We start from the raw sequence: 23,359 nt of genomic DNA on the forward strand, positions 1-23,359 counted from the left end.
AGCCGCGATCCGCATACGGCGTCTTCCAAACTAGTGCTCCAGGACCCGGGCAGCGGCCCTTGACAGGATCATTGAGAGTCCAGCCCAAAGCCGTTTCGCCGACCTCGCGCTACGGTGTCCACTCAACATGGGAACTTGAGGGGCAGTGGCGGATGGCAGCAGAAGGCGATCGCGCAGTGCACGCGATGACAGAGCTGTACGAGACGCTGGAGAACACGCACGACGCTGCAGGCGACGAGACCTTCGCGAAGAGCGCTGCGTGCAGCTGCTCGCCCAGCTGGCCAGGATTGGAGACCACCGCCAATGGCTACGTGCTCCGGGCGGTGCCTTCCTCGCATTACAGCATCATGACGGACCCGGAGGTGGGGACCTTCGTGGCCCGCTGTTCCGGCTGCTACGCCCGGTATCCGGAGCCCTGGGTCATGGACAAGAAGGAGCGCATGCCCTACGCATGGGCACGTGAGCGTGACGAGCGCCCGCGACGACGCAACCGTTGGGGCCGTCTCTGGGCCGTCCGACGCCGCTCGACGCTGACAGACAACGACAACTAGTCCCGGCATCTGGGCAGGTCACCGGCTCAGCTACAGCGGGCCGCCGCACGTGAAAGACTTGGGTCACCACTTCCAGAAGAACTAGTCGGACTGTCCGACAGGGTCCCTGGAGGGCGGCTGACGGGGCGTCGGGTGCACTGTCGCGGGAAGCGAGTGCGCTCCGCGTGACATGCCCGTGAACGTCCCGGCGTGTCCGGATCGATCAGGAATCGAGAAGCGCGGTTCACGGAGTCGCCTCTAGCCTGCTCGTCATGGACATCACCATTCACACGACTTCTCTTCCGCACGACGACCCGGACGCGTCGCTCGCCTTCTACCGCGACGTCCTCGGCTTCGAGGTCCGCAGCGATGTCGGGCAGGGCAGGACGCGCTGGATCACGGTCGGCCCGGCCGGTCAGCCGGGCACGTCGATCCTTCTGGCGCCGCCTGCCGCCGACCCGGGAGTCACCGAGGACGAGCGCCGCACGATCACCGAGATGATGGCCAAGGGCACCTACGGCTGGATCCTGCTGGCCACCCCGGACCTCGACGCCACGTTCGAGAAGGTGCAGGCCGGTGATACTGAGGTCGTCCAGGAGCCGACCGAGCAGCCGTACGGCATCCGCGACTGCGCGTTCCGCGACCCCGCGGGCAACCTGGTCCGCATCCAGGAACTGCGCTGAGCTGTGCGGGTATCGATGCGGCCGTGCGGACCGACATCGCGACCACCCATAAGGAACGCGGCGGCGCACCAGAGCGGAAGTGCCTGCCCTGCCGGTTGCCCGCCAGGGCCGCGTCCGGGTCCTCGTTGAACCGGTCATGAGCCCGGACTCCGTCCCGCTATTGTCCGGCAGTTGCTCGACCGTCTGGTCGAGTCCGGCGGGCCGGTCGACACCACCGAGCGTCTGGGGTGCCCGCCCCGGCGGGCACCCCAGACGCTCGAAGACGTCGATGGAAATGGAAGATGAAAGACAAAGGGGAGGGTTCTCATGTGTAAGCCTGAATGGCGGCGTGCACGCGTCCAGGCGCAGCGCCTAGCTGATCTCGCGCGGCTGCGCCGCGTCCGCGACCGGATCGACAGGGAATACGCGCAGCCGCTGAACGTGGAGGCGCTCGCCCGTGATGTGAACATGTCCGCCGGGCACCTGAGTCGGCAGTTCCGGGCCGCCTACGGTGAGTCGCCGTACGCGTACCTGATGACGCGTCGCATCGAGCGGGCGACGGCGCTGCTGCGGCGGGGCGACCTCAGCGTCACCGAGGTCTGCTTCGCGGTCGGCTGCGCGTCGCTGGGCACGTTCACCACCCGCTTCACCGAGCTGGTCGGCATGCCGCCCGGGGCCTTCCGGCGCCAGGCGGCGGATGCGGCGGCCGACCATGCTGATGCTGCGGGTACGGCCCGCGATGCGGTGTCGGCGATCAAGGTGGAGGGGATGCCGGCGTGTGTGGCGAAGCAAGTCTCAAGACCGGTCAGGAATCGAGAAGCCCCGGCCGCCGCGCAGCCCCTAGCGTGATGGTCATGGCAACTACTTCCACCGCAGCCAACACGTCCCTCGCGTCCGTCACCCTTGAGGTGGCCGACCCCGAAGCCTCCCGCCGCTTCTACAGCGCCTTCGGCGTGGACACGTACATACGCCTGCGGGCGTCCGAGGCGCACTCCACCGGATTCCGCGGCTTCACCCTGGCGCTCACGGTGTCCGGGCCGGCCACCGTCGACAGCTTCGTCGGCGCCGCTGTGGACGCCGGCGCCACGGTGCTGAAGCCCGCCGCGAAGTCGCTGTGGGGCTACGGCGGCGTCGTCCAGGCCTCGGACGGGACGATCTGGAAGATCGCGACCTCGGCGAAGAAGGACACCGGCCCCGCCACCCGCGAGATCGACGAGGTCGTCCTGCTGCTCGGCGTCGAGGACGTGAAGGCCACCAAGCAGTTCTACGTTGGCCGGGGCCTGACCGTGGCCAAGAGCTTCGGTGGCAAGTACGCCGAGTTCGCCCCCGGTGAGTCCAGCCCCGTCAAGCTGGCGCTGTACAAGCGCCGTGCCCTTGCCAAGGACCTCGGCGTCCCCGCCGACGGCACCGGCTCGCACCGCATCGTCCTCGGCAGCACCGACGACACCTTCACTGACCCGGACGGGTTCGCCTGGGAGGCTGCCGCGTCGCTCGCCCCCACGCTGTCCTGACGCCCGGCCCTCGCACTCCCGCCCTGCCTCACCCTGCACGAAGGGAAACTTGCCATGCCGTCCACGAAGTCGCCCGCCGAGGACTCCGGCACGACCACCGAGAAGTACAACGCATTCACCGCCGAGGAGCGGGCCGCGATGAAGGAGCACGCACGCGAGGAGAAGAAGGCGGCGGCGCGTCGCGGTTCGTCCCGGGCGGAGAAGGAGGCGGCGGCGGAGCGGGACGTGCTCGCGAAGATCGCCGAGATGTCGGAGGCGGACCGCGTCCTCGCCGAGCGGATCCACGAAATCATCAAGACCGCCGCTCCGGACCTCGCGCCCAAGCTCTGGTACGGGATGCCCGCATACGCCAGAGACGGCAAGGTCGTCTGCCACTTCCAGAGTGCGGAGAAGTTCAAGTCGAGGTATGCCACGCTCGGCTTCAGCGACCAGGCGGCACTCGACGACGGCGCCATGTGGTCGACTGCCTACGCCGTGAGGGAGCTGACCGCGGCCGACGAAGAGCGCATCAGCGCGCTTGTCAAGAAGGCGGTGGGCTGAGGCCGGCCGGGGCAGAACCGGCGGCGAAAGTGACCGAGCCGTGGAAGATGTTCACACCCTGGCACAACGCGTCGCCACGGCCCTGCTGGTCCCGCAGGAAGGCGAGCCGTAACGCGTCAGTTCCGCCTTCCACCGACGCGCTCAGCCCGGCAATGCTGAGGCGGACTCGGGGGAGCGTGGCCGGGGCACATTGACCGAAAGCCCCAGGTCGAGCCGCTTGTCCATGTCGAGCCGGAACGTTCCATACGGGTTGATGTTCGACCAGAACAGCGCGGTCAGCCCGCGCCGGCCCTCGTCACTCAGCTTCTTCGCCCAGGCCGGTTCGGCGAGCACCTGCTGGAGCAGCAGGGTGTTGATGTGCACGAGACTGCTCTGGAGAAGGTGCAGGGCGAGCATCGAGGTCTCGGCGTGCTCCTTGTCCGGGCCGGTCAGGGCCAGCCTGACGAAGCCCCGGTGCCCGTGCCCGCAGGACGATGGAGAGTCCGCGCGTTCTACAAGACCGACGGGTCCCCTTCGGTCGGTGTGGTCCAACTCCTGCCAACAGCTGGTCCTTGATACCTAGGTAGCATCCGGGCAGGGCAGACGCGACCCGTGTACGGAGCCTTCCAAACTGGTGGTTCAGGTCGGCGAGAAGAGCCGCACTTGTCAAGACCGCGTGCAGTGGCTGACACCAACAAGCGCGAACAGCAGCGGTCGGCGCCGGACCTCAATGGACGATCGACCAAGGCGCCAGGGCCGTTGGCCGACGTTGACAGACCCCCGTGATCGACCTGATAAGGATGAGGCCAGATCTCGAACTCTGTGTCCAGCCCATGGCTGACGCCCGCCGACCCGCCGCCACCCAAGTTACTTCGGGACAAAGTAGTCCCAAATATCACCCGTCAGGCAGCGCGGAGCCCATCGGCGCACTTGTACGAGTGTTGAGATTTGTGTGACAAAAGTTGTTGTTGTTGCGCTGAGGTAACTAGGTGGCCAGTCCAGTGCCGCATTACGGGTTGACCACGGGTGATCCACGTGCCTCTCCGGCACTGTTCAACTAGAAAGTCACTGCTTTGAGTCACTCCCGAACCACCCTCTCACTCGCAATCGGTGTCCTCACGATGCTCGCCTGCACGAGTTGCAAGGGTTCAACCGACAATGCGTCCGCGCCCCCGCCGTCAACCCGCACCGCCAGCGCGTCGGCCAGTGCCGCCCACACCTCGCCAAAGCCCAAACCATCACTCCAGGCGCCCCCGGCCACCGTCGATGCGGCGTGCCCACTGCTCCCGGTAGGCGATCTCAGAAGACTGCTCGGCGGAAGCAGCTCCTCGCAGGTGGTCGCCACCGAGGACCACAGCGAGAAGCCGAACGGTAATGTGATCAGCCATCAGTGTAGGTATAGCAAGCCCGGCGCCGCCTCCTCCGCCTTCGCACTCGACGTCGAAACGCATGCCCATCCCGTGCTCTCCCCCACGCAGGTCATCGCCAGCGTTGCCAAGGGGGCGCCAGCTCCGGCACACCCTGTGTCCGGCGTGGGGCAGGCAGCGACGTTTTACACGCAGTCGGACGGCTTGTCGGTCATGGCTGCGGCCAAGCGGTCCGCCAGCCAGGTGCGGATTGTGGTATTCGCGGCGCCCACCATCGTGCCGGAGCAGAAGTTCATCGACGTGGAGAAGCTGGCGCTCAGCCGCATCTGACACGATGCGCTGGCGCCACCGGCGTACGCAGTCCCACCGGCCCTCACGGGCCTCCCGGCAGCCTGCACGGGGATCTGCGATACAGCAGCGAAGTACAGCAACCCCAGCAATTGGCAGCGCCGGTGCCTGCGAGGCCACGCGCTCCAGCGCCTAGAGGAACTGCCGGCGCTCTCCGGAATCCATCCTGCCGAGCTCAGAGGCGATGCCTTCCAGGGTGCTCAACGCCATGTGCGAGTCGTGCCCCACCTGGATGAGATCCTCCAAGGTCGCCATCGCCGTCAGAAGGGCCTTGACCACTTCGTCTCCCTGAGCCACGGCTTCACCCAACTTCAACACGACTGATCGGGAGAGAATGCTGTCACCCAGAGGTGTCCAGGACACCACCGGTGCTAGAGCTCCACGACCGCTCACGCCTATTTGGGGATGCCGGTGCTTTGCGCCTCCTGACGGCAGAAGATGACGGCAACAGAGGCGTACGCGCCGGAACCTTGGCGGTAGCAGGGGGACTGCCTTGAGCCCTTGGAGTAGCAATGCGGCAGCACGCACGTAGCTGTGAATGAACTCCTAAAGCGGTGCTCACGCCGTCACGCCGGAACCGAGACGCCGCGGGCGAGGTGGGCATCGACGTGGTCTGGCGTATCTGCCACTAGCACCTGAACCGAGCACCGTGCCACACCCGTGCCAGACGAGGTGGGCAACAGCGGGGACTCACGGGGAACGACGGCGAATCGCGAGCTCCCTCGCGCGTCAGCACCTGATCGGCCTCACCCCGCCCGAAGCGTAGGGGAGCCACCGGAGGAGCCACTCAGGGAGCCACCCGACGCAGACGCTCCTGGACGGCGGCGGACGGACGCGGACGCCGGAGCCGAATTGGCGCAGGTGGCGGAGGATGCGCTACTGTCTTCCACGTCGCCAAGGCGACGAGGACGATTAGCTCAGCGGGAGAGCGCTTCCCTGACACGGAAGAGGTCACTGGTTCAATCCCAGTATCGTCCACACACCGAAGCCCCCGGCCCTGTGGCCGGGGGCTTCTTCGTGGGCTCGGGCGGGCTCAGCTGGAGAACAGCATGTGGCCGAAGCTCTTGTGGCGGTGGTGGCCTCCGTAGTGACCGCCACCATGGCCGCCACCGTGCGGGGCGCCCCAGGCGGGGGCCGAGGGGGCCGGGTACGCCTGCGGGGCCGCCGGGGGCGGCGGAGCCGGCTGGGACCACTGGGACTCCAGGCGGGTCAGCGCCTCCAGCTCCCCGTAGTCCAGGAAGATGCCGCGGCAGCCGCTGCACTGCTCGATCTGGACGCCGTTGCGGTTGTAGGTGTGCATCGGCGCGTGACACTTCGGACACTGCATGCTCGGCTCAACTCCTCGCCGGTTGGTCCTGCTTCGTGGTTCCCCAGGACAGACTCCGTCCGGCCCTGGTCGGTTGCACCCTACTTCGGGAATCCGTCCGTCAACTCCGGCGGCGCGGAACTCATTCGGGCACAGGCGTCGACCACGGCCTGTTCCGCCTCGTCCAGGGGGCGGTCGGCGGCGAGGGCCTTGGTGAGGGCGAGGGCGGCGGTCTGCACGGTGAGGGCACGGGCCGGGACGTCCAGGGCGGGCCAGGGGTCGCCGTCGGCCGGGACGGCCGTACCGCCTGCGACGCGGTACGCGGTCAGGAAGCGGGTCCATTCGTCGGGCGGGAGGAGTCCGCAGGCGTACCAGGCGGCGGGGCGCGCGAGATCCCAGGACGGGACGCCCACGCCGAGGTCGTCGACGTCGATCAGCCGCCACGGGCCGTCCGGCGCGGGGCTTCGCACGAGCTGGCCGAGGTGCAGGTCTCCGTGGCAGAGGGCCGCGGCGCCGGTCATGGGTGCTTCGGCGCGAGCCCAGGCGGGGAGGGCGGCCCAGGCGTTCAGGACGGGGGGTGCGGCGGGGGTGCTCGTCGTGGTGAGGACCGTCCGGAGGCGGGCGATCGCCCGGGCGGCTTTGCGGGGGCCGCGCATCGGGGGCAGGGCGGTAGGCGGCGGGGTGCGGTGGAGGTGAGCGAGGAGGGTCGCGGCGGCTTCCCAGGGTGCGGCGTCCGGGTCGTCCGGGTCGACGGGGGTGCCGTACGGCCAGAACGTCGCCAGGCGATCGGGCAGGGGTGCCGGGGTCGTGGTGAGCGGGGCGAGGAGGATGTGCGGGAGGCGGCCGGCCGTGGTGAGGCGCAGAGTCAGTTCGGTGGGGTCGGTGCCGGGGGCGTGGGCCTTCGCGACGGTGGCCGCGTGGCGGACGACGGTGGCATCGGGGCGCTCGGTGAGGGTTTCGGTGGCGCCGCAGGCGCAGGGGGCTCCGCCGGGGTGGGCGGTGGCTTCGGCGTGCTTGGCCAGTTGTTGCAGTACGTCTGTGGTCACGGGGGTCCTGGGTGGGTGCGGGTGCCTTCGGCGAGGGTACGGGGGGTGAGGTGGGCCGGGGGTTGTGCGGGTGGGGTTGGTGCGGGGGTGGGCTGTGCGGCCCGGTGCTGATCGGGTGCCGTCGGCTGTGGCTGGGCGGGGGTGGGTTTCACTTGCCCGCGCTTGCAGGGTGCCTCCCCCACTCTCGGCTTCGCTCGAGCGGGGGGACCCCCATCGCCCACCCGTGCCGCCTGGGGGTCCCCCCGCTCGAAGAGTGGCGGAGGCACGACTGCCCGCAGCTAAGGGGACGAGACGAGTTGCCGAGCACGGCTCACCGCAGCTGCGGCAGCGCGTGGCGTGGGAAAAGGCAATGCCGGCGCAGCTCCCCAGCTGCGCCGGCATTCTTGCCGTCCGCCGCACCCCCGTCCCCACGGGGTTTCATGGGTGGATGTCCCCGCCCGGACCGCTCTTCCGGGCCTAGGGTCGCCGCTCAGCGCCCCAGCATCACGCCCACGGACGACGCCTGTGTGGCCACCGTCTCCCAGCCGTCGAAGACCAGCAGGAGCAGGGCCGCCAGGGGGAGGGCCATGAGCGTCGCCACCAGGGGGTGGCGGCGGCCCGTACGGCGGGGGCGGAACGCTGTGCGTCCCTGGGTGCGGAGCAGTGTCCGCGGTGCCGTGTAGGCCATGGTCCCTCTCCTGACCGTCTCTGTTGTCCTTGGCAGCGGCGGGTGTCTGACCTCGGGGGACGAGTGCTGCACCCGCCGCTTGACCTCAAATCTAGGCTTGAGGGGCCTGGCGGACGTCATGCCCTCGTACCGAATCGCGGGCCTCCCGGAGGATGAGCCATGACCTGCGGAGTACTCCCCTGGGTGGAGACGGGGTCCTAGGTCTCGGGGTCTTCCCCGAGGGGCCGTCCGGTGTGTCCGGGCTTTTCCGAGCTGTCCTCGCGGGGTACCGGCTGCTCGACCAACGCCAGCACCCGATTCGCCATGAAGCGTGCCGTGCGGACGACCGACCCATTGCGGGTGACTTCGCTCACTTCCACCACCCCCCGGCGCACCGCCGTCTCCACCCGGCGGCCCGCTCTGCTGGCCACCACCTCGTACGTTCTCGTCGTGTCCCCTGCGTCCACGACTATCTCCACGCGGTCACCCTTCACGCGGTCAATCCCCCTTCTGCGACGGGCGGTTGGAGTCACAGCACGGCCAAGGCCGCTGGCGCGCACGGCTTCCTGACCACCCTTCAATTGTCCCACCCGGCACTGACAATCCATCGGTCCGAGAGGGCGCGGCCTCTGCGCGCGTGCGGCTGTGGAAACGTAAGCTGTGGCACGTCACACGGACCGGGCAGCGGGGATGAACATGGCGATGATGCGCCTGAGGCGCGAGGACCCGCGCGTCGTCGGCTCGTTCAGGCTTCACAGACGGCTCGGCGCGGGTGGGATGGGCGTCGTCTATCTGGGCTCCGACAAGAAGGGGCAGCGCGTCGCACTGAAGGTGATCCGGCCCGATCTGGCGGAGGACCAGGAGTTCCGTTCACGGTTCGCGCGCGAGGTCTCGGCCGCCCGGCGGATCAGGGGCGGCTGCACGGCCCGTCTCGTGGCGGCCGATCTGGACGCCGACCGGCCGTGGTTCGCCACCCAGTACGTGCCGGGGCCCTCGTTGCACGACAAGGTCGCCGACGAAGGGCCGCTCGCCGCCGCCGAGGCCGCTGCCGTCGGTGCCGCCCTCTCCGAGGGGCTGGTCGCCGTGCACGAGGCGGGAGTCGTGCACCGGGACCTGAAGCCGTCCAACATCCTGCTGTCCCCGAAGGGGCCGCGGATCATCGACTTCGGCATCGCCTGGGCGACCGGCGCCTCCACGCTCACCCACGTCGGCACCGCGGTCGGCTCCCCCGGCTTCCTGGCGCCGGAGCAGGTGCGCGGGGCCGCCGTCACGCCGGCCACGGACGTCTTCTCCCTCGGTGCGACCCTGGCGTACGCGTCGACCGGTGACTCGCCCTTCGGGCACGGCAGTTCCGAGGTGATGCTGTACCGCGTGGTACACGAGGAGCCCCAGCTGCACGGCGTACCGGACGCGCTCGCCCCGCTGGTGCGCGCCTGTCTGGCGAAGGACCCTGAGGAACGGCCCAGCACGCTCCAACTGTCGCTCAGGCTCAAGGAGATCGCGGCCCGCGAGGCGCAGGGCCTGGCCGACGTACGGCCGCCCGCGCCGCGCACCGGCGAAGCCGACCGGCCGACCGGGCGGCTCACCGAGACCTACCCGGAGCGGCAGCGCACCCAGCGGCGAGCGCAGCCGACTCCCGGCGCTCCCGGCACGACGCCCTTGCCCCGCGCAGGCGGTCCCGCCCGGAGTGGTACGCCGTCGCGCGGGGGCGGCTCGTCGCGTGGCGCCAGCGGGGTTCCGTCGCGGGGCAGCAATGGGGCGCGGCCGACCCCGGCGTCGCGCAACACCACCCGCTCCGGCAGCGGGGGCCGTCCCGCTCCGCGCAGCGGTGCCGGGCGGCCAGGACCGCGCACGACGGGGACGGGGCGACGGCCCGCCAATCCGCGGCTGCTGCGGCAGCGGCTGTTCGTGTTCGTGGTGGTGACCCTGCTGGTCGCCCTCGGTATCGCGCTGGCGCAGGGCTGCCAGGGTCCCGAGCGCGGGCTGGGCGGTGTGTCGGGCCGTGCCGGCGGTGGCGTACCTGCGCAGCACCAGCCGCGGACCGCGCCGCCGGACGTCGGAGCTTTGGCCGGGCTGTAGCGCTCGCGGTGGGCCGTGATGTGATGGCGGCGTGAGTCGCGCCGCCGAGGAGACCAACCGCCACATGCTGCGCGCACGGGACGCGATGGACCGCGCCTACGCGCAACCGCTGGACGTGCCGGCGCTGGCCCGGATCGCCCATGTGTCTCCGGCGCACTTCTCACGGACCTTCCGGGCCACGTTCGGCGAGACGCCGCACCGGTATCTGCAGCGTCGCCGGGTCGAGCGGGCGATGTTCCTGCTGCGGGAGAGCGACCGCAGGGTGACCGACATCTGTTTCGAGGTCGGCTTCGGCAGCCCGGGGACGTTCAGCCGTACGTTCCGCGACATCGTCGGCCGGTCGCCGCGGGAGTATCGCAAGGAGGCGGCGGCAGCGGCCGTACCGACGTGCTTCGTGAAGGCGTGGACGCGGCCGGGCTCCGGGCCCTGAGGGCGAGCGGGTGACCCAGCAGTTCTGGATAAGTTTTCGCGTGGGCCGGCCCGTAGCGTGAAGGACATGTTCACAGCCATCACGCACTCGCAGATCTACGTCCTCGACCAGGACGAGGCCCTCGACTTCTACGTCGGCAAGCTGGGCCTGGAGGTGAGCGCCGACGTCGACCTGGGCTTCATGCGCTGGCTGACCGTCAGCGTCCCCGGTCACCCCGAGCGCCAGGTCCTGCTGGAGAAGCCCGGCCCGCCTGCGATGTCGGAGGAGACGGCTCAGCAGGTCCGCGAACTGGTCACCAAGGGTGCGACGGGCGGCTGGCTCATCTTCAGCACGGACGACTGCCGCAAGACGTACGAGACGCTGCGCGGCCGGGGCGTCGAGTTCACCCAGGAACCGACGGAACGCGACTACGGCATCGACTGCGGCCTGCGCGACCCCTTCGGCAACGGCATCCGCTTCACCCAGCCGAAGGTCTGAGTCGCTGGTCAGTCCTGGGGGCGGCCGGTCGCTACCGCGTAGAAGGCGACCGCGGCCGCGGCGCCCACGTTGAGCGAGTCGACGCCGTGGGCCATGGGGATGCGGACCCATTCGTCGGCGGCGACCAGGGCCTGGGTGGACAGGCCGTCGCCCTCGGCGCCGAGCATCAGGGCCACCCGGTCCATCCGGTGCGGGGCGGCCTCGTCGAGGGTCTTGGCCTTCTCGTCCGGGGTGAGCGCGAGGAGGGTGAAGCCGGCCTCGCGGACCGACTCCAGGCCCTTGGGCCAGGTGTCCAGGCGGGCGTACGGCACGGAGAAGACCGCGCCCATGGAGACCTTCACGCTGCGGCGGTACAGGGGGTCGGCGCAGTCCGGCGAGAGCAGCACGGCGTCCATGCCGAGCGCGGCGGCCGAGCGGAAGATCGCGCCGATGTTGGTGTGGTCGTTGACGGCCTCCATGACCACCACCCGGCGGGCAGAGCGCAGCAGTTCGGACGCCGTGGGCAGCGGCTTGCGCTGCATGGAGGCGAGGGCGCCGCGGTGCACGTGGTAGCCGGTGACCTGTTCGGCGAGCTCCGGGCTCACCGCGTAGACAGGGGCGGGGAGTTCGTCGATGACGTCCCGCATGACGTCGACCCACTTCGCCGAGAGCAGCATCGACCGCATCTCGTAGCCGGCGTCCTTGGCCCGTCTGATGACCTTCTCCCCCTCGGCGATGAACAGGCCCTCGGCGGGCTCGCGCTTGCGGCGCAGCTCGACGTCGGTCAGGCCCGTGTAGTCACGCAGGCGGGGGTCGTCGGGGTCGTCAACGGTGATGAGATCGGCCACAGGGTGATACTGCCTTGTCCTGGGTGTGGTGCCAACGGCTCGGAACGGGTTGCGTTACCCGCGGTTACTCGGAGGGCTGCGGCGTGGTGCGCGGGCCCACGCCGACGACCTCGCCGACGACGATGACCGCCGGGGGCTTCACGTCCTCGGCGCGTACGGTCTCGGCGACCGTCGCCAGGGTCGCGTCGACGCGCCGCTGCGCCGCCGTCGTGCCCTCCTGGACCAGGGCGACCGGGGTGTCCGGCGACTTCCCGTGCATGACAAGCGCCTCGGCGATCTTCCCGATCTTGTCGACGCCCATCAGGATCACGAGGGTGCCGGTCAGCTTCGCCAGGGACGGCCAGTCGACCAGGGAGCGCTCGTCGTCGGGGGCGACATGGCCGCTGACGACGGTGAACTCATGGGCGACGCCCCGGTGAGTGACCGGGATGCCGGCCGCGCCGGGCACCGAGATCGAGCTGGAGATGCCGGGCACGACCGTGCACGGGATCCCGGCCTCCGCGAGCGCCTGGACCTCCTCCATGCCCCGGCCGAAGACGAAGGGGTCGCCGCCCTTGAGCCGTACGACCGACCTGCCCTGCTTGGCGTGCTCGATGAGGGCGTTGTTGATGGCCTCCTGGGCCATGTAGCGGCCGTACGGGATCTTCGCCGCGTCGATCACCTCGACGTGCGGCGGGAGTTCGGCGAGGAGGTCGCGGGGGCCGAGGCGGTCGGCGATGACGACGTCGGCCTCGGCGAGGAGGCGGCGGCCGCGGACCGTGATGAGGTCGGGGTCGCCGGGGCCGCCGCCGACCAGGGCGACGCCGGGGGTGCGGGTGCGGTGGTGGGGCGCCACCAGCGTGCCGTCGCGCAGGCCCTCCACGACCGCGTCGCGGATGGCGGCGGTGTGGCGGGGGTCGCGGCCGCGCGCGTCGGTGGTGAGGACGGCGACGGTGACGCCCTCGCTGTGGCCGGTTGCGGGGGTCCAGGCCGTCGCCGCGTCGGCGTCGTCGGAGCGGACGCACCAGACGCGGGTCCGCTCCGCTTCGGCGGAGGCGTGGGTGTTGGCCTCGTGGTCACTGGTCGCGATCAGGGCGTACCAGGCTTCGGTGAGGTCGCCTTCTTCGTACGGGCGCCTTTCCCAGGTGATCTCGCCCGCGTCCGCCATGGCCTCCACGGAGGGGGTGGCTTCCGGGGACACGAGGGTGATGTGCGCGCCTGCCGCGATCAGGGCCGGGAGGCGGCGTTGGGCCACCTGGCCGCCGCCGAGGACGACCACGCGGCGGCCGGAGAGGCGGAGGCCTACGGGGTAGGCGGGGTGGTCGGCCATGAGGGTGCGGCTCCATCTCTTTGGCGGTGCGGTTGCCCTGACGTGCGGATTTTACGGGGCGGGCGATTTGGGCGGCATCGCTGTCCGGGGGCCGGGCATCGTGGCCGGGTGCGGCTGCGTGGGTCCGTGCCCACCCTCCCCCCACTCTCGGCTTCGCTCGAGCGGGGGACCCCCATCGCCCTGCGGAACAACTGCCCACAGACCCGCGTACGGACATGCGCAGGAGCCCGGCACCGCAGTCCCGGGCCCCCGTTGTCGGCGCCTACTTCTCCGTTACCCCCGCCGAATCGAACGTCGCCACCTCGTGCATCGCCCTCGCCGTGCTCTGGACCAACGGCAGCGCCAGGAGCGCGCCCGTGCCCTCGCCGAGGCGGAGGTCGAGGTCGACCAGGGGGCGGAGGCCCAACTTGTTGAGGGCTGCCACGTGCCCCGGTTCTGCGCTGCGGTGGCCCGCGATGCAGGCCGCCAGGACCTCGGGGGCGATGGCGCGGGCCACCAGGGCGGCGGCGCCGGCGCTGACGCCGTCCAGGATCACCGGCGTACGCAGGGACGCGCCGCCGAGGAGGAGGCCGACCATGGCCGCGTGTTCGAAGCCGCCGACGGCCGCGAGGGCGCCGATCGGGTCGGCCGGGTCGGGCTGGTGGAGTTCCAGGGCGCGGCGGACGACATCGGTCTTGCGGGCGAGGGTCTCGTCGTTGATGCCGGTGCCGCGGCCGGTGACCTCGGCCGGGTCGGCGCCCGTGAACACCGAGATGAGCGCGGCGGACGCCGTTGTGTTGGCGATGCCCATCTCACCGGTCAGCAGGCCCTTGTTACCGGCCGCCACCAGGTCGCGGGCCGTCTCGATGCCGACCTCGATGGCCTGCTTGGCCTCCTCGCGGGTCATCGCGGGACCGGTCGTCATGTCGGACGTGCCCGCGCGGACCTTGCGGGGCAGCAGGCCGGGGGTGGCGGGGAGGTCGGTGGCGACGCCCACGTCGACGACGCAGACCTCGGCGCCCACCTGCCCCGCGAAGGCGTTGCAGACCGCTCCCCCGCCGAGGAAGTTGGCCACCATCTGCGCGGTGACCTCCTGCGGCCAGGGGGTGACGCCCTGGGCGTGGACACCGTGGTCGCCCGCGAAGATCGCGACGGCCGCGGGCTCCGGGATCGGCGGCGGGCACTGCCGGGACAGCCCGGACAGCTGCGCGGAGATGATCTCCAGCATGCCGAGCGCGCCCGGGGGCTTGGTCATCCGCTTCTGCCGCTCCCAGGCCTCGCCGAGCGCCTTGGCGTCCAGCGGGCGGATTCCGGCGACAGTCTCGGCGAGCAGGTCGTGCGGGTCCTCGCCGGGCAGCGCGCGGCGGCCGTACGTCTCCTCGTGCACGACCCAGGACAGCGGGCGGCGCTTGGACCAGCCCGCCTGCATCAACTCGGGCTCGTCCGGGAACTCGTCGACGTACCCGACGCAGAGGTAGGCGACGGCCTCCAGGTGCTCGGGCAGGCCGAGGGCGCGGACCATCTCGCGTTCGTCGAAGAAGCTGACCCAGCCGACCCCGAGGCCCTCGGCGCGGGCGGCGAGCCAGAGGTTCTCGACGGCGAGCGCGGAGGAATACGGCGCCATCTGGGGCTGTGTGTGCCGGCCCAGGGTGTGACGGCCGCCGCGGGTCGGGTCGGCGGTGACGACGATGTTCACCGGGGTGTCGAGGATGGCCTCGATCTTCAGTTCCTTGAACTGCTTGGCCCGGCCCTTGGGCAGCGACTTGGCGTACGCCTCGCGCTGGCGCGTGGCCAGTTCGTGCATCGTGCGGCGGGTCTCGGCGGACCGGATGACGACGAAGTCCCAGGGCTGCGAGTGGCCGACGGAGGGCGCGGTGTGAGCGGCCTCCAGGACGCGGAGCAGCACCTCGTGCGGGATCGGGTCGCTGCGGAAGCCGTTGCGGATGTCGCGGCGTTCGCGCATGACCTTGAGGACGGCCTCGCGCTCGGCCTCGTCGTAACCGGGGGCGGCCGGTCCGGTGGACTGTCGTGCTTCCGCCACTGCGGCCGTGCTCTCCTCCTGGTCGGCGGCCCTGGTCTCCAGGTCTTCCGCCCGCTGTACGACATCGGGGTCCGACACCTGAGTGGGCTCGGCCTCGCGAGGTGCGGGGACCGTCACGAAGGCTTCCTCCGGCCCTGCGGGCGGCAGCTGCGTCTCGCCCTGGTCCTGCGTCGGGAGGATCAGGGGCTGCGGCGGGGTGGGCGCCAGGTGCGGGGTCGTCGGCACCTGCCCCTCGACCGGCACGAACTGGCCCAGCGGCTGGTCGGGTTGCGGTTCGAGGGGGACGCTGCTCGGCAGCGGGGTCTGGTAGCCGGGGGGCTGTTCGGCCGGAGACGCCTCGGGCGCGGACGCGGCTTCCGGGGCGGGTACGGCCTGCTGCGGCTCGGCGGCGTCCGGGGTCGGCTGTCGGCGCTGCGACTCGGCCGCGTCTGCCTCCGGAGGGATGCTCTCGTGCGGCGCGGTGGGGGCGGGAGCGCCCTCGGTCGGAGTCACGGGTCCCAGCGCGATGGGCCCGGTGGCGCGCCGCGTCTGCCGACCCTGCTCGGGCTGTGCGTCGGGCGTGTGCTGGGGTCCCTGGGCCTGCGTGGCGGGGTCCGCCTCGGCGAACTGCGGGACGCCATGGGCGGGAGTGCCGTCGGCGTTCCGCGGGACGCCGCGTGCGGGGGTGCCGTGGGCGGGCGTCGGCGTGCCGTCACCGGCGGGGTGCGTCCGTACGGCGTCCGGGGCGGCCGGTAGCGGTGCGGCGCCCGGCATCGCGATGGCGCCCGATGCGGCTCCCGGCATCGGGATGGCGGCGCGGGACTCGATCGCGGCGGACTGCTGCGCGGGTGCGCCGGCGTCGGGGGCCGGTGCTTCCGGCTGCACCGGGCTCCCGTGGGAGGCGTGGGTGCCTTGCGGCATGTGTACGGCGCCGTTCCGGCCGCCCTGAGAGTCGTGCGCACCGTGCCGCATGTGCACGGAGGCATCCTGGCCGTCCTGCTGAAGGTGCGCCGGGGCGTCCGGAAGCGGTGCCTCCGGCTGGGCCTGGGAGGCGTGGGCGTCCTGCTGAGCGACGGCGTCTCCGCTCGGCATGCCTTCAGGCGCGTAGGGCGCCTGAAGGAAGCGCAGGCCCTCCGGAGCCGGGGCGGCCTGCGCGTCCGGCATGCCCTCCGGTGCGGTGGCCGGGGCGATCCCGTCCGGTCTGCCCGGCAGCCCCTGGACGGTTTCCGAGCCCTGGGCGGCCTGCGGTGCGATCGGTGTCCCGGAGACGTTCGCGTCCCCCGTCACCGGTCCGCCCGTCGTACCGTGCGCACCGTCGGGGAACTGCGTGGCCATGGCGGGCTGTCCGGCCTCCGGGCCGTACAGACCCTCGGCACCCGGACGGCTCTGCGCCGCGTACGTCCCGTCGTGACCATGGAACGTGGGAACGTCGAGGTGCGGGTGCGCCTGGGCATCGGCCACGAGGCCCACGATGGACGGCTCGCCCGAGGCAACCGTTTCCGCTGCCGGTGCCTGCGCGGCGACCTGGGCCACGGGTGCCTCCACCGCACCCCAGGGCGCCGCGCTCTGCGGGGCCAGGTCGAGCAGCGGCTGGACGTCGAGGTACTCGGGGCCGGTCGTGGGCGGGCCAGGCTGCCGTACCGGCGCGCCCGCGGGGCCGCGGTCGGCGAGGGAGCGCACCGGGCTGGCGGAGGCGTCGGGGATCGCCGGACCGAGGTGCAGCGGGCGGCGTGGGGTCTGCGGGGCCGACTGGTCGTGCGGGGCGGTGAGGATGGGGGACGGCGGGACCGAGACCGGCATCGGGTCGGGCAGCCGGACACCGCCGAGGTCGACGGAGCCGCTGTCGCGGCCGGCCGTCTCGTGCGGACCCGGCTGGTGGACGGTCTCGACGACCGGCTCTGGGGCGGGCGGGGGCACTTCGTTGCCCCACGCGCCCTGGGCACCCGGCAGCAGCAGCTCGTCGTCCTCGGCGGGAGACTCGGCGAGGTAGGTGTACGCGCCGTGCGGGGGGACGCCCGGCTGCTCCACCATGCCTGCGTTCTCCGGCAGCCCTTCGCCCGGGACCTGGCCGGTGTCGGTCATGCGTACCCCTCGCCCATCGGTTTCGTGCTTCTACGACCAGCTCACCCGGAACGGCGCACCGACCGCCCCGCCGTGAAGAACGAGCGTGCGTGCCCAGCGGCACGAACGACCCGCCGGAAAAGCGACAAAGCCATTCAGTGGCATTGTCCCGGCCGTTCCCCCGTCGCGACAGCATGATCCGCGACAGCCCGCTGTGGGCTGCGCCACGTTGCGCTCGCCCTCCGGTTCTGCCGTACCACACCCGCCCCAAAAGGGGCGGGTTTTCCGGACATTGACGAACGAAATTCCGGGCCACCCGGTGCGGTACAACGATCGGCCAGCCTACCGCGCGCGGTACGACAACAGGATCACGGGGCGCGATCCGGGAGCACTCCACTGAGCAGAAACACGACGTTCCGCTCGGTCTCCGTCCAGGCCCTGGTGTCGAGTTCGACCGATTGCAGAAGGGCGCATTCGACCCGGTATCCGTGTTCGGTCAGGTCACGTCCGACGAGTTCGGCGGCGTCGCGGGTCGCGGCGTGGGTGACGATGCGCTGCGGGCGTCGGTCGGCCACGGCGGAGACGAGGGCCGCTCCCCCGCAGCCGATGCGTACGACGTCCGGTTCGGGCAGGTTCTCCAGGACGTGCGGGGCGGTGCCGTGGACGATCTGGAGGTGGACGCCGAAGCCACGCGCGGCCGACTCGGTGCGGGCGCACGCGCCGGGGTCCCGGTCGATGGCGATGACGGCCGCGCCGGCCCGCGCGGCCTCCGTGGCGAACGCGCCGCCGCCGCAGCCGATGTCCCACACCAGATCGCCGACGCGCGGTCCCAGGCGGGCGAGTTGGGCCGCCCGGAGCAGCTGCGTCTCGCCTTCGCCGAGTTCACCGTTGTACGCCTCGTCGGGCTGCACCCAGCCGCGCGGGCCCGCGCCCGGGTCGCGCCCGGCGATCCAGCCCCCGCCCTCGGCCGACCCCACCGGACCGCCCATGACGATGACGACGTTGGGGTCGCGCCAGGTGTGGTCGGCGGCCTTGTCGGAGGTCACGACGGTGACCTGCTCGCGCTCGGTGCCCAGTTCCTCGCAGATGACGAAGGTGCGGTGCACGCCGTCGAGCAGCAGGCCGAGTTCGGCGGGACCGGCGCCGGGTGAGGTGAGGACCGCCACCTTGGTGTGGGCGCGGCACACGTTCACCGCGCGTCGCAGGGTGCGCCGGTGTGCGACGACCACCTGGGCGTCGTCCCAGGGCATTCCGGCGCGGGCAAAGGCGGCGGCGACGGAGGAGACGGCGGGGACGACCTCGACCTCGAGGCCGAACTCGGGTGCGCGCAGGGTCCGTACGACGCCGAAGAAGCCGGGGTCGCCGTCGGCGAGGACGACCGCGGTGCCGCGGTGTCCGGCGATGCGGCGGGCGGCCAGGGCGACGCTGCCGAGGCGGATGCGCTCGGCGGTGTGCGGCACTTCGGGGAGGGCCAGGTGGTGGGCCGCGCCGGCGACGAGGGTGGCGGCGCCCAGGGCGGCGCGTGCCGCGGCGGTCAGCGGCGAGCCGTCCCAGCCGATCACCGTCACGCGGTCGGCCATCGTCGTCAGTCTCCAGTGTTTTCGCAGGTCGTCAGGGTGCGGGCGCCATGAGAGTACCCGGTGGAGCTGTCAGGCGCGTGACCAGCACAGTCACCCGTGAAACCAGTGTGCTCAGTTCCAGTCGGAGAACGCCGTGAATCCGCCGGGGTCGGTGACCCCGGCGAGGTCCTCGGGCAGCAGGCTCCAGACGATCACGTCCGTGCGCACCTCGACCCATTCCCCGGTCCCGGTCCGGGTCCGTGCTATCCAGGCCCCCCGCAGGACGCCCTCGCTGATGCAGCCGATCTTCTGGGCGACCTGCTGGGAGGCGGTGTTGTCGGCCGCGGTGCGCAGCTCGAGCCGCCCGAACTTCTGGTCGTGGAACAGCCATTGGGCCGTGGCCAGCGCGGCCTCGGAGGCATAGCCCTCGCCTCGGGCCCAGGGGGCGACGACGTAGGCGATCTCGCTGGAGCGGACGCGCCAGTCGGTGTTGCGCAGATGCACGATGCCGACCAGGCGCTGAGTGAGGAACTCGGTGACGGCGAAGACGATGCCCCTGCCCTCGGTCCGTTCGGCGGGCGCGAGTTCGGTGATCCAGGTCCGGGCGTCGTCCTTGGTGTAGGGGTGCGGGACGGACGTCCAGGCGGTGACGAGTTCGTCGTTCATCATCTCGGCGAAGGCCTCGATGTCCGGCTCCTCGAAGGAACGCAGCACCAACCGCTCCGTGCTGATGGAGATGTCGGGGAAGGTGCTAGTCATGCGCCGCTCCGTAACCTTCGGAAACCCTCAGGGCCTGGTGAACTGCCTGAACTGCCCAGCATGCAGCATGAAAGCAGTGAACCGCATCACGGGGCCCACTCCAACTGAAGGAGTGGGCCCCGTGCGTGGCGTTACGCGGGTATACGCCCCCGTCAGAAGGAGGGGATGACCGAGCCCTGGTACTTGTCCTCGATGAACTTCTTGACCTCGGGCGAGGTGAGGAGCTTGGCGAGCTTCTTCACACGCGGGTCGTTCTCGTTGCCCTTCTTCACGGCGAGGAAGTTTCCGTACGGGCTGTTCTGCGCCGACTCGAGGACGAGGGCGTCCTTGGCGGGCTTGAGGCCGGAGGCGATGGCGTAGTTGCCGTTGACGACCGCGGCGTCCACGTCGTCCAGGGAGCGCGCGGTCTGGGCCGCCTCGACCTCCTTGAACCGGAGGTTCTTCGGGTTGTCGGCGATGTCCTGCGGGGTCGCCTCGGTGCCCGTGCCGTCCTTGAGGGTGATGAGCTTGTTGGCGGCGAGCAGCTTCAGGGCGCGCGCCTCGTTCACGGCGTCGTTCGGGACGGCGATGGTCGCACCGCTCTTGATCGCGTCGGCGCTCTTCACCTTGTGCGAGTAGAGACCGAGCGGCTCCAGGTGCACCGTGACGACGGGCACGATGTGGGTGCCCCGCTTCTTGTTGAAGTCGTCGAGGTACGGCTGGTTCTGGAAGTAGTTGGCGTCCACCGAGCCGTCCTCGGTCGCCGTGTTCGGCACGATGTAGTCCTGGAACTCCTTGACCTCCAGGTCGAGTCCCGCCTTCTTCGCCAGGTTCTGCTTGACGAAGTTGAGGATCTCGGCATGCGGGACGGGGCTCGCTGCGACGACCAGCGGTCCGCTGTAGTCGGCGGAGGAGGAGCTGTCCTTGCCGGAGCCGCAGGCGGTGAGCCCGACGGTGAGGGCTCCTGCTGCGAGGACGGCGGCGGTGATCTTGGCGGTGTTACGCACGAAAAGTGCCTTTCCTTAAGGGTGGTGCGACCCCTTGGACCAAGGGGTGCGACGCGAAGCGCCGTCGTTGGGGGGTGGCGGGCGGGGAGTCCTGGTGAGGTCAGACGGTCTTGCTCGTCGCGGTCACGGCCTTGAGCAGGCGCAGCCTCGGTGCCGGTCCGGACTGGCCGCCGCGCCGGTGGAGACCGCGGGCGGCATAGTCACCGGCGAACTGGATGACGGAGATCACGACGGCGAGGATGGCCACGGTGATCCACATCAGTTCGGTCTCGAAGCGCTGGTAGCCGTACCGGATGGCGATGTCGCCGAGGCCGCCCGCACCGACCGTGCCGGCCATCGCGGAGTAGCCGATGAGGGCGACGATCGTGGTCGTGGTGCTGGAGATGAGGGAGGGCAGGGATTCCGGGACGAGGACCTTGCGGACGACGGTCCAGGTGTTGCCGCCCATCGACTGCACGGCTTCGACGAGCCCGCCGTCCACTTCGCGGACAGCCGTCTCGACAAGGCGCGCGAAGAACGGGATCGCACCGATGGCGAGCGGCACGATGGCGGCCTCGCGGCCGATGGTGGTCCCGGTGATCCAGCGCGTGAACGTCATCAGCGCGACCATCAGGATGATGAACGGCATCGAGCGGGCGACGTTCACGATCTGCCCGATGACCTTGTTGGCAAGGACGTTCTGCAGCAGTCCGCCCCGGTCGGTCAGGACCAGCAGGATGCCCAGCGGGAGTCCGCCGACGACGGCGATGAGCGTGGACCAGCCGACCATGTAGAGCGTGTCCCAACACGCCTGGGACAGCAGCGGCTGCATCTCGGACCAGCTCACTTGGCACCTTCCTTCACCAGCGTGGGCTCCTGGCCCTCGTGGCTGACGACATCGATCTGGAGGCCCTGCTCGCGCAGGAAGCCGATGGGCACGACGTTGTCTTCGTAGCGGCCGGGCAGTTCGATGCGCATGCGGCCGATCTGGAGACCGCCGACGGTGTCGATGGCGGCGCCGAGGATCGAGATGTCGATGTTGTAGGTGCGCGACAGCTGGGAGATGACCGGCTGGGTCGCGGCCTCGCCCTGGAAGGTGACGTCGAGGACGGTGCGGTCGGCGCCGGAGGCCTCACCGCCCACCGGGAAGAGCGCGGCGGCCAGTTCGGAGCCCGGGGTGGCGAGCAGTTCGCTGACGGTGCCGGACTCGACGATGCGCCCGTTCTGCATGAGCGCGGCGGAGTCGCAGATGCTCTTGACGACGTCCATCTCGTGAGTGATGAGCAGGACGGTGAGGCCGAGCTGCTGGTTCAGGTCGCGCAGCAGTTGGAGGATCGAGCGGGTGGTCTCCGGGTCGAGGGCGCTGGTGGCCTCGTCGGAGAGCAGCACCTTGGGGTCGCCGGCCAGGGAGCGGGCGATGCCGACGCGCTGCTTCTGACCGCCGGAGAGCTGGGCGGGGTAGGCGCCCGCCTTGTCGGCGAGGCCGACCAGGTCGAGGAGTTCGAGCGCCTTGCGGGAACGCTCCTTGCCCGACTTGCCGAGGATCTCGAGCGGCAACTCGACGTTGTCCTGCACGGTGCGGGAGGAGAGCAGGTTGAAGTGCTGGAAGACCATGCCGATCCGGCTGCGCGCCCGCCGGAGTTCCTTCCCGGCGCGCGGACCGTGTCCGGCGAGCGCCGTGAGGTCCTGACCGGCGACGGTGACCGTGCCGGACGTCGGACGCTCCAGCAGGTTGACGCAGCGGATGAGCGAGGACTTGCCGGCGCCGGACTGACCGATGACGCCGTACACCTCGCCTTCGCGGACGTGCAGATCGACGCCGTCGAGGGCGGTGACCTCGCGGCCGCGCGAGCGGTAGACCTTGGTCAGGCCCGATGTGGTGATCACGTGGGTTTCCGTCACTGTCGAGTGTCCGGGCGTGGGTGTGCCCAGGCACATTTGCGTTCGTTCGGGACGCGGCACGGTTCTCGCGGTGGCGCGGATGTGGGAGAACGTGTGCGCGGCGAGGCGTCGGTCACATACGCGTACCGGGTACGGCGTACGGACATGCCACGGGCGTCTCGCTTCGGGGCGCGAGGCTCAGGTGGTGCGGGGGCCCTCTAGAAGGCGCACATTCGACACAGACAACGAGCACCGGGCGTCATGGTCGCCTCGGTCGCAAGGGTGCGGCAGCTCGTCGTGGTCATGCGATCAGTAAACCAGACGTACGGTCCTTACAAGCCGCCGCTGTCCACATGCTGGACAGCGGCGGACAGGGGTCAGCGACGCTCGGAGATCTCGACTCCCCCGGCGGTGACCAGCGCGGACAAGGCCGAGAGGTCATCGACCACCAGGTCGGCGTCGAGCTCGTCGGCCCGGTGCGTTGTGGCCAAGGCCACGGTGGTCATCCCGGCGGCGCGGCCCGCCCGGAGGCCGGCCGGGGCGTCCTCGAACACGACGCAGTGGGCCGGGTCGACGCCCAACTGCCGGGCGGCCAGCAGATACGGCTCGGGGTCGGGCTTGCCGTGGGTGACGTCGTCGGCGGCGACGAGTGTCTTGGGCAGGATCCCGACGGCTTCGAGCCGGGCGTCGGCGAGCCGCCGGGTGGCGGAGGTGACCACGGCCCAGCGGTCGGCGGGCAGGGAGTCGAGGAAGTCGCGGGTGCCGGGCAGCAGCCGTACGCCGCCGTTCGGCACGTCCTCCACCTCCAGTTGCTCGACCCGCGCGACCGCCTCCGGCACCAGGTCGGCGGGCAGCAGGTCGGCGACTATCTCCGCCGCGGTACGCCCGTGCAGTTCCACCCGCCCGAACTCCTCGGCCGTGATCCCGTACTCCCGGGCCCACCGCGTCCAGCAGCGCTCGACGGATGCGAGGGAGGAGACCAGGGTCCCGTCGTTGTCGAACAAGATGGCTTGTGCATGGATCGTCATGGCCTCGACCTTACGGTGTTGGGCGGGGGCGATCTCCGGGGAGCGTTTGG

Annotated in this window: 24 protein-coding genes and 1 tRNA gene; 10 read left to right on the plus strand and 15 right to left on the minus strand. The window is 70.8% G+C overall.

All coding sequences use genetic code 11. From position 1 onward, the window contains the following. Nucleotides 1-152 precede the first annotated feature (152 nt). The 5 genes from ACFYXB_RS12805 to ACFYXB_RS12825 all read left to right on the plus strand — a co-directional run bounded on the left by ACFYXB_RS12805 (nucleotide 153) and on the right by ACFYXB_RS12825 (nucleotide 3,243). Nucleotides 153-551, plus strand: a complete 399-nt coding sequence (locus tag ACFYXB_RS12805) for a hypothetical protein (protein WP_389580968.1) — start codon at nucleotides 153-155, stop codon at nucleotides 549-551. A 251-nt stretch (nucleotides 552-802) separates the two neighbouring features. Next, on the plus strand, nucleotides 803-1,213 hold the full coding sequence (locus ACFYXB_RS12810) for a VOC family protein (RefSeq protein ID WP_389580970.1): 411 nt from the start codon (nucleotides 803-805) through the stop codon (nucleotides 1,211-1,213). A 306-nt stretch (nucleotides 1,214-1,519) separates the two neighbouring features. Then, nucleotides 1,520-2,041: a helix-turn-helix transcriptional regulator gene (locus tag ACFYXB_RS12815; protein WP_389580972.1), complete on the plus strand. Its 522-nt coding sequence runs from the start codon at nucleotides 1,520-1,522 to the stop codon at nucleotides 2,039-2,041. Continuing rightward, nucleotides 2,041-2,703 carry a glyoxalase gene (locus ACFYXB_RS12820; protein WP_389580975.1) on the plus strand — a complete coding sequence of 221 codons (663 nt, stop codon included), beginning with the start codon at nucleotides 2,041-2,043 and terminating at the stop codon, nucleotides 2,701-2,703. The genes ACFYXB_RS12815 and ACFYXB_RS12820 overlap by 1 nt, the downstream gene beginning before the upstream one ends. A gap of 54 nt (nucleotides 2,704-2,757) precedes the next feature. Then, complete coding sequence (locus tag ACFYXB_RS12825) at nucleotides 2,758-3,243, plus strand: iron chaperone (protein ID WP_389580977.1); 486 nt, start codon at nucleotides 2,758-2,760, stop codon at nucleotides 3,241-3,243. 141 nt (nucleotides 3,244-3,384) lie between these two features. Here the strand turns inward: ACFYXB_RS12825 and ACFYXB_RS12830 are convergent, their stop codons facing one another. Beyond that, nucleotides 3,385-3,774 carry a Tn3 family transposase gene (locus tag ACFYXB_RS12830; protein WP_389580979.1) on the minus strand — a complete coding sequence of 130 codons (390 nt, stop codon included), beginning with the start codon at nucleotides 3,772-3,774 and terminating at the stop codon, nucleotides 3,385-3,387. A gap of 782 nt (nucleotides 3,775-4,556) precedes the next feature. On the opposite strand from ACFYXB_RS12830, the gene ACFYXB_RS12835 reads away from it, so the two are divergent. Then, complete coding sequence (locus tag ACFYXB_RS12835; protein WP_389580982.1) at nucleotides 4,557-4,919, plus strand: hypothetical protein; 363 nt, start codon at nucleotides 4,557-4,559, stop codon at nucleotides 4,917-4,919. A gap of 150 nt (nucleotides 4,920-5,069) precedes the next feature. Here the strand turns inward: ACFYXB_RS12835 and ACFYXB_RS12840 are convergent, their stop codons facing one another. Next, nucleotides 5,070-5,216 (minus strand): hypothetical protein, encoded by a 147-nt coding sequence (locus tag ACFYXB_RS12840; RefSeq protein WP_389580985.1) that lies wholly within the window; start codon nucleotides 5,214-5,216, stop codon nucleotides 5,070-5,072. Between the two features lie 627 nt (nucleotides 5,217-5,843). On the opposite strand from ACFYXB_RS12840, the gene ACFYXB_RS12845 reads away from it, so the two are divergent. Further along, nucleotides 5,844-5,915, plus strand: a tRNA-Val gene (locus ACFYXB_RS12845). 55 nt (nucleotides 5,916-5,970) lie between these two features. Here the strand turns inward: ACFYXB_RS12845 and ACFYXB_RS12850 are convergent. The 4 genes from ACFYXB_RS12850 to ACFYXB_RS12865 all read right to left on the minus strand — a co-directional run bounded on the left by ACFYXB_RS12850 (nucleotide 5,971) and on the right by ACFYXB_RS12865 (nucleotide 8,429). Continuing rightward, a complete protein-coding gene (locus tag ACFYXB_RS12850; protein ID WP_351353471.1) occupies nucleotides 5,971-6,264 on the minus strand; it encodes a zf-TFIIB domain-containing protein in 294 nt (97 codons plus the stop codon). 80 nt (nucleotides 6,265-6,344) lie between these two features. After that, a complete protein-coding gene (locus ACFYXB_RS12855; protein WP_389580988.1) occupies nucleotides 6,345-7,289 on the minus strand; it encodes a phosphotransferase family protein in 945 nt (314 codons plus the stop codon). A gap of 469 nt (nucleotides 7,290-7,758) precedes the next feature. Continuing rightward, a complete protein-coding gene (locus ACFYXB_RS12860) occupies nucleotides 7,759-7,956 on the minus strand; it encodes a hypothetical protein (protein ID WP_351353477.1) in 198 nt (65 codons plus the stop codon). Between the two features lie 197 nt (nucleotides 7,957-8,153). After that, entirely contained in the window at nucleotides 8,154-8,429 is a 276-nt protein-coding gene (locus ACFYXB_RS12865; protein ID WP_351353479.1) for a hypothetical protein, read from the minus strand. A gap of 196 nt (nucleotides 8,430-8,625) precedes the next feature. Between ACFYXB_RS12865 and ACFYXB_RS12870 the strand changes: the two genes are divergently transcribed. The 3 genes from ACFYXB_RS12870 to ACFYXB_RS12880 all read left to right on the plus strand — a co-directional run bounded on the left by ACFYXB_RS12870 (nucleotide 8,626) and on the right by ACFYXB_RS12880 (nucleotide 10,921). Next, complete coding sequence (locus ACFYXB_RS12870; RefSeq protein WP_389581514.1) at nucleotides 8,626-10,014, plus strand: serine/threonine-protein kinase; 1,389 nt, start codon at nucleotides 8,626-8,628, stop codon at nucleotides 10,012-10,014. Between the two features lie 31 nt (nucleotides 10,015-10,045). Next, on the plus strand, nucleotides 10,046-10,444 hold the full coding sequence (locus tag ACFYXB_RS12875) for a helix-turn-helix domain-containing protein (RefSeq protein WP_389580992.1): 399 nt from the start codon (nucleotides 10,046-10,048) through the stop codon (nucleotides 10,442-10,444). A 66-nt stretch (nucleotides 10,445-10,510) separates the two neighbouring features. Then, entirely contained in the window at nucleotides 10,511-10,921 is a 411-nt protein-coding gene (locus ACFYXB_RS12880; protein WP_389580994.1) for a VOC family protein, read from the plus strand. Nucleotides 10,922-10,929: 8 nt separating this feature from the next. On the opposite strand, the gene ACFYXB_RS12885 is transcribed toward ACFYXB_RS12880, so the two are convergent. The 9 genes from ACFYXB_RS12885 to ACFYXB_RS12925 form a co-directional block, all read right to left on the minus strand. Continuing rightward, on the minus strand, nucleotides 10,930-11,748 hold the full coding sequence (locus tag ACFYXB_RS12885; RefSeq protein ID WP_388499351.1) for a TrmH family RNA methyltransferase: 819 nt from the start codon (nucleotides 11,746-11,748) through the stop codon (nucleotides 10,930-10,932). A 64-nt stretch (nucleotides 11,749-11,812) separates the two neighbouring features. Then, on the minus strand, nucleotides 11,813-13,057 hold the full coding sequence (gene cobA, locus ACFYXB_RS12890) for a uroporphyrinogen-III C-methyltransferase (RefSeq protein ID WP_389580998.1): 1,245 nt from the start codon (nucleotides 13,055-13,057) through the stop codon (nucleotides 11,813-11,815). 262 nt (nucleotides 13,058-13,319) lie between these two features. Then, nucleotides 13,320-17,138: a nicotinate-nucleotide--dimethylbenzimidazole phosphoribosyltransferase gene (gene cobT / locus ACFYXB_RS12895; RefSeq protein ID WP_389581001.1), complete on the minus strand. Its 3,819-nt coding sequence runs from the start codon at nucleotides 17,136-17,138 to the stop codon at nucleotides 13,320-13,322. A 347-nt stretch (nucleotides 17,139-17,485) separates the two neighbouring features. Next, entirely contained in the window at nucleotides 17,486-18,697 is a 1,212-nt protein-coding gene (gene cbiE / locus ACFYXB_RS12900; RefSeq protein ID WP_389581004.1) for a precorrin-6y C5,15-methyltransferase (decarboxylating) subunit CbiE, read from the minus strand. Between the two features lie 111 nt (nucleotides 18,698-18,808). Beyond that, on the minus strand, nucleotides 18,809-19,435 hold the full coding sequence (locus ACFYXB_RS12905; protein WP_389581007.1) for a GNAT family N-acetyltransferase: 627 nt from the start codon (nucleotides 19,433-19,435) through the stop codon (nucleotides 18,809-18,811). Nucleotides 19,436-19,587: 152 nt separating this feature from the next. Continuing rightward, on the minus strand, nucleotides 19,588-20,421 hold the full coding sequence (locus tag ACFYXB_RS12910) for a MetQ/NlpA family ABC transporter substrate-binding protein (RefSeq protein WP_389581010.1): 834 nt from the start codon (nucleotides 20,419-20,421) through the stop codon (nucleotides 19,588-19,590). Nucleotides 20,422-20,521: 100 nt separating this feature from the next. Next, on the minus strand, nucleotides 20,522-21,247 hold the full coding sequence (locus tag ACFYXB_RS12915) for a methionine ABC transporter permease (protein ID WP_389581012.1): 726 nt from the start codon (nucleotides 21,245-21,247) through the stop codon (nucleotides 20,522-20,524). Next, the gene (locus tag ACFYXB_RS12920) at nucleotides 21,244-22,287 is read right to left on the minus strand and encodes an ATP-binding cassette domain-containing protein (RefSeq protein ID WP_351353508.1); all 1,044 of its coding nucleotides are present in this window, start codon (nucleotides 22,285-22,287) and stop codon (nucleotides 21,244-21,246) included. Before ACFYXB_RS12920 ends, ACFYXB_RS12915 begins: the two co-directional genes overlap by 4 nt. Before the next feature lie 371 nt (nucleotides 22,288-22,658). Further along, nucleotides 22,659-23,309: an HAD family hydrolase gene (locus tag ACFYXB_RS12925; protein ID WP_351353511.1), complete on the minus strand. Its 651-nt coding sequence runs from the start codon at nucleotides 23,307-23,309 to the stop codon at nucleotides 22,659-22,661. Nucleotides 23,310-23,359: the final 50 nt, after the last annotated feature.

Source organism: Streptomyces sp. NPDC002619 (assembly GCF_042889305.1).
In the GTDB taxonomy this organism is placed as follows: domain Bacteria; phylum Actinomycetota; class Actinomycetes; order Streptomycetales; family Streptomycetaceae; genus Streptomyces.

Bases quoted from the DNA above. Each gene is read 5' to 3' on its own strand.
- ACFYXB_RS12805 (WP_389580968.1), top strand. From the start codon at position 153: ATGGCAGCAGAAGGCGATCGCGCAGTGCACGCGATGACAGAGCTGTAC.
- ACFYXB_RS12810 (WP_389580970.1), top strand. From the start codon at position 803: ATGGACATCACCATTCACACGACTTCTCTTCCGCACGACGACCCGGAC.
- ACFYXB_RS12815 (WP_389580972.1), top strand. From the start codon at position 1,520: ATGTGTAAGCCTGAATGGCGGCGTGCACGCGTCCAGGCGCAGCGCCTA.
- ACFYXB_RS12820 (WP_389580975.1), top strand. From the start codon at position 2,041: ATGGTCATGGCAACTACTTCCACCGCAGCCAACACGTCCCTCGCGTCC.
- ACFYXB_RS12825 (WP_389580977.1), top strand. From the start codon at position 2,758: ATGCCGTCCACGAAGTCGCCCGCCGAGGACTCCGGCACGACCACCGAG.
- ACFYXB_RS12850 (WP_351353471.1), bottom strand. From the start codon at position 6,264: ATGCAGTGTCCGAAGTGTCACGCGCCGATGCACACCTACAACCGCAAC.
- ACFYXB_RS12860 (WP_351353477.1), bottom strand. From the start codon at position 7,956: ATGGCCTACACGGCACCGCGGACACTGCTCCGCACCCAGGGACGCACA.
- ACFYXB_RS12870 (WP_389581514.1), top strand. From the start codon at position 8,626: ATGAACATGGCGATGATGCGCCTGAGGCGCGAGGACCCGCGCGTCGTC.
- ACFYXB_RS12880 (WP_389580994.1), top strand. From the start codon at position 10,511: ATGTTCACAGCCATCACGCACTCGCAGATCTACGTCCTCGACCAGGAC.
- cobA (WP_389580998.1), bottom strand. From the start codon at position 13,057: ATGGCCGACCACCCCGCCTACCCCGTAGGCCTCCGCCTCTCCGGCCGC.
- cobT (WP_389581001.1), bottom strand. From the start codon at position 17,138: ATGACCGACACCGGCCAGGTCCCGGGCGAAGGGCTGCCGGAGAACGCA.
- cbiE (WP_389581004.1), bottom strand. From the start codon at position 18,697: ATGGCCGACCGCGTGACGGTGATCGGCTGGGACGGCTCGCCGCTGACC.
- ACFYXB_RS12905 (WP_389581007.1), bottom strand. From the start codon at position 19,435: ATGACTAGCACCTTCCCCGACATCTCCATCAGCACGGAGCGGTTGGTG.
- ACFYXB_RS12925 (WP_351353511.1), bottom strand. From the start codon at position 23,309: ATGACGATCCATGCACAAGCCATCTTGTTCGACAACGACGGGACCCTG.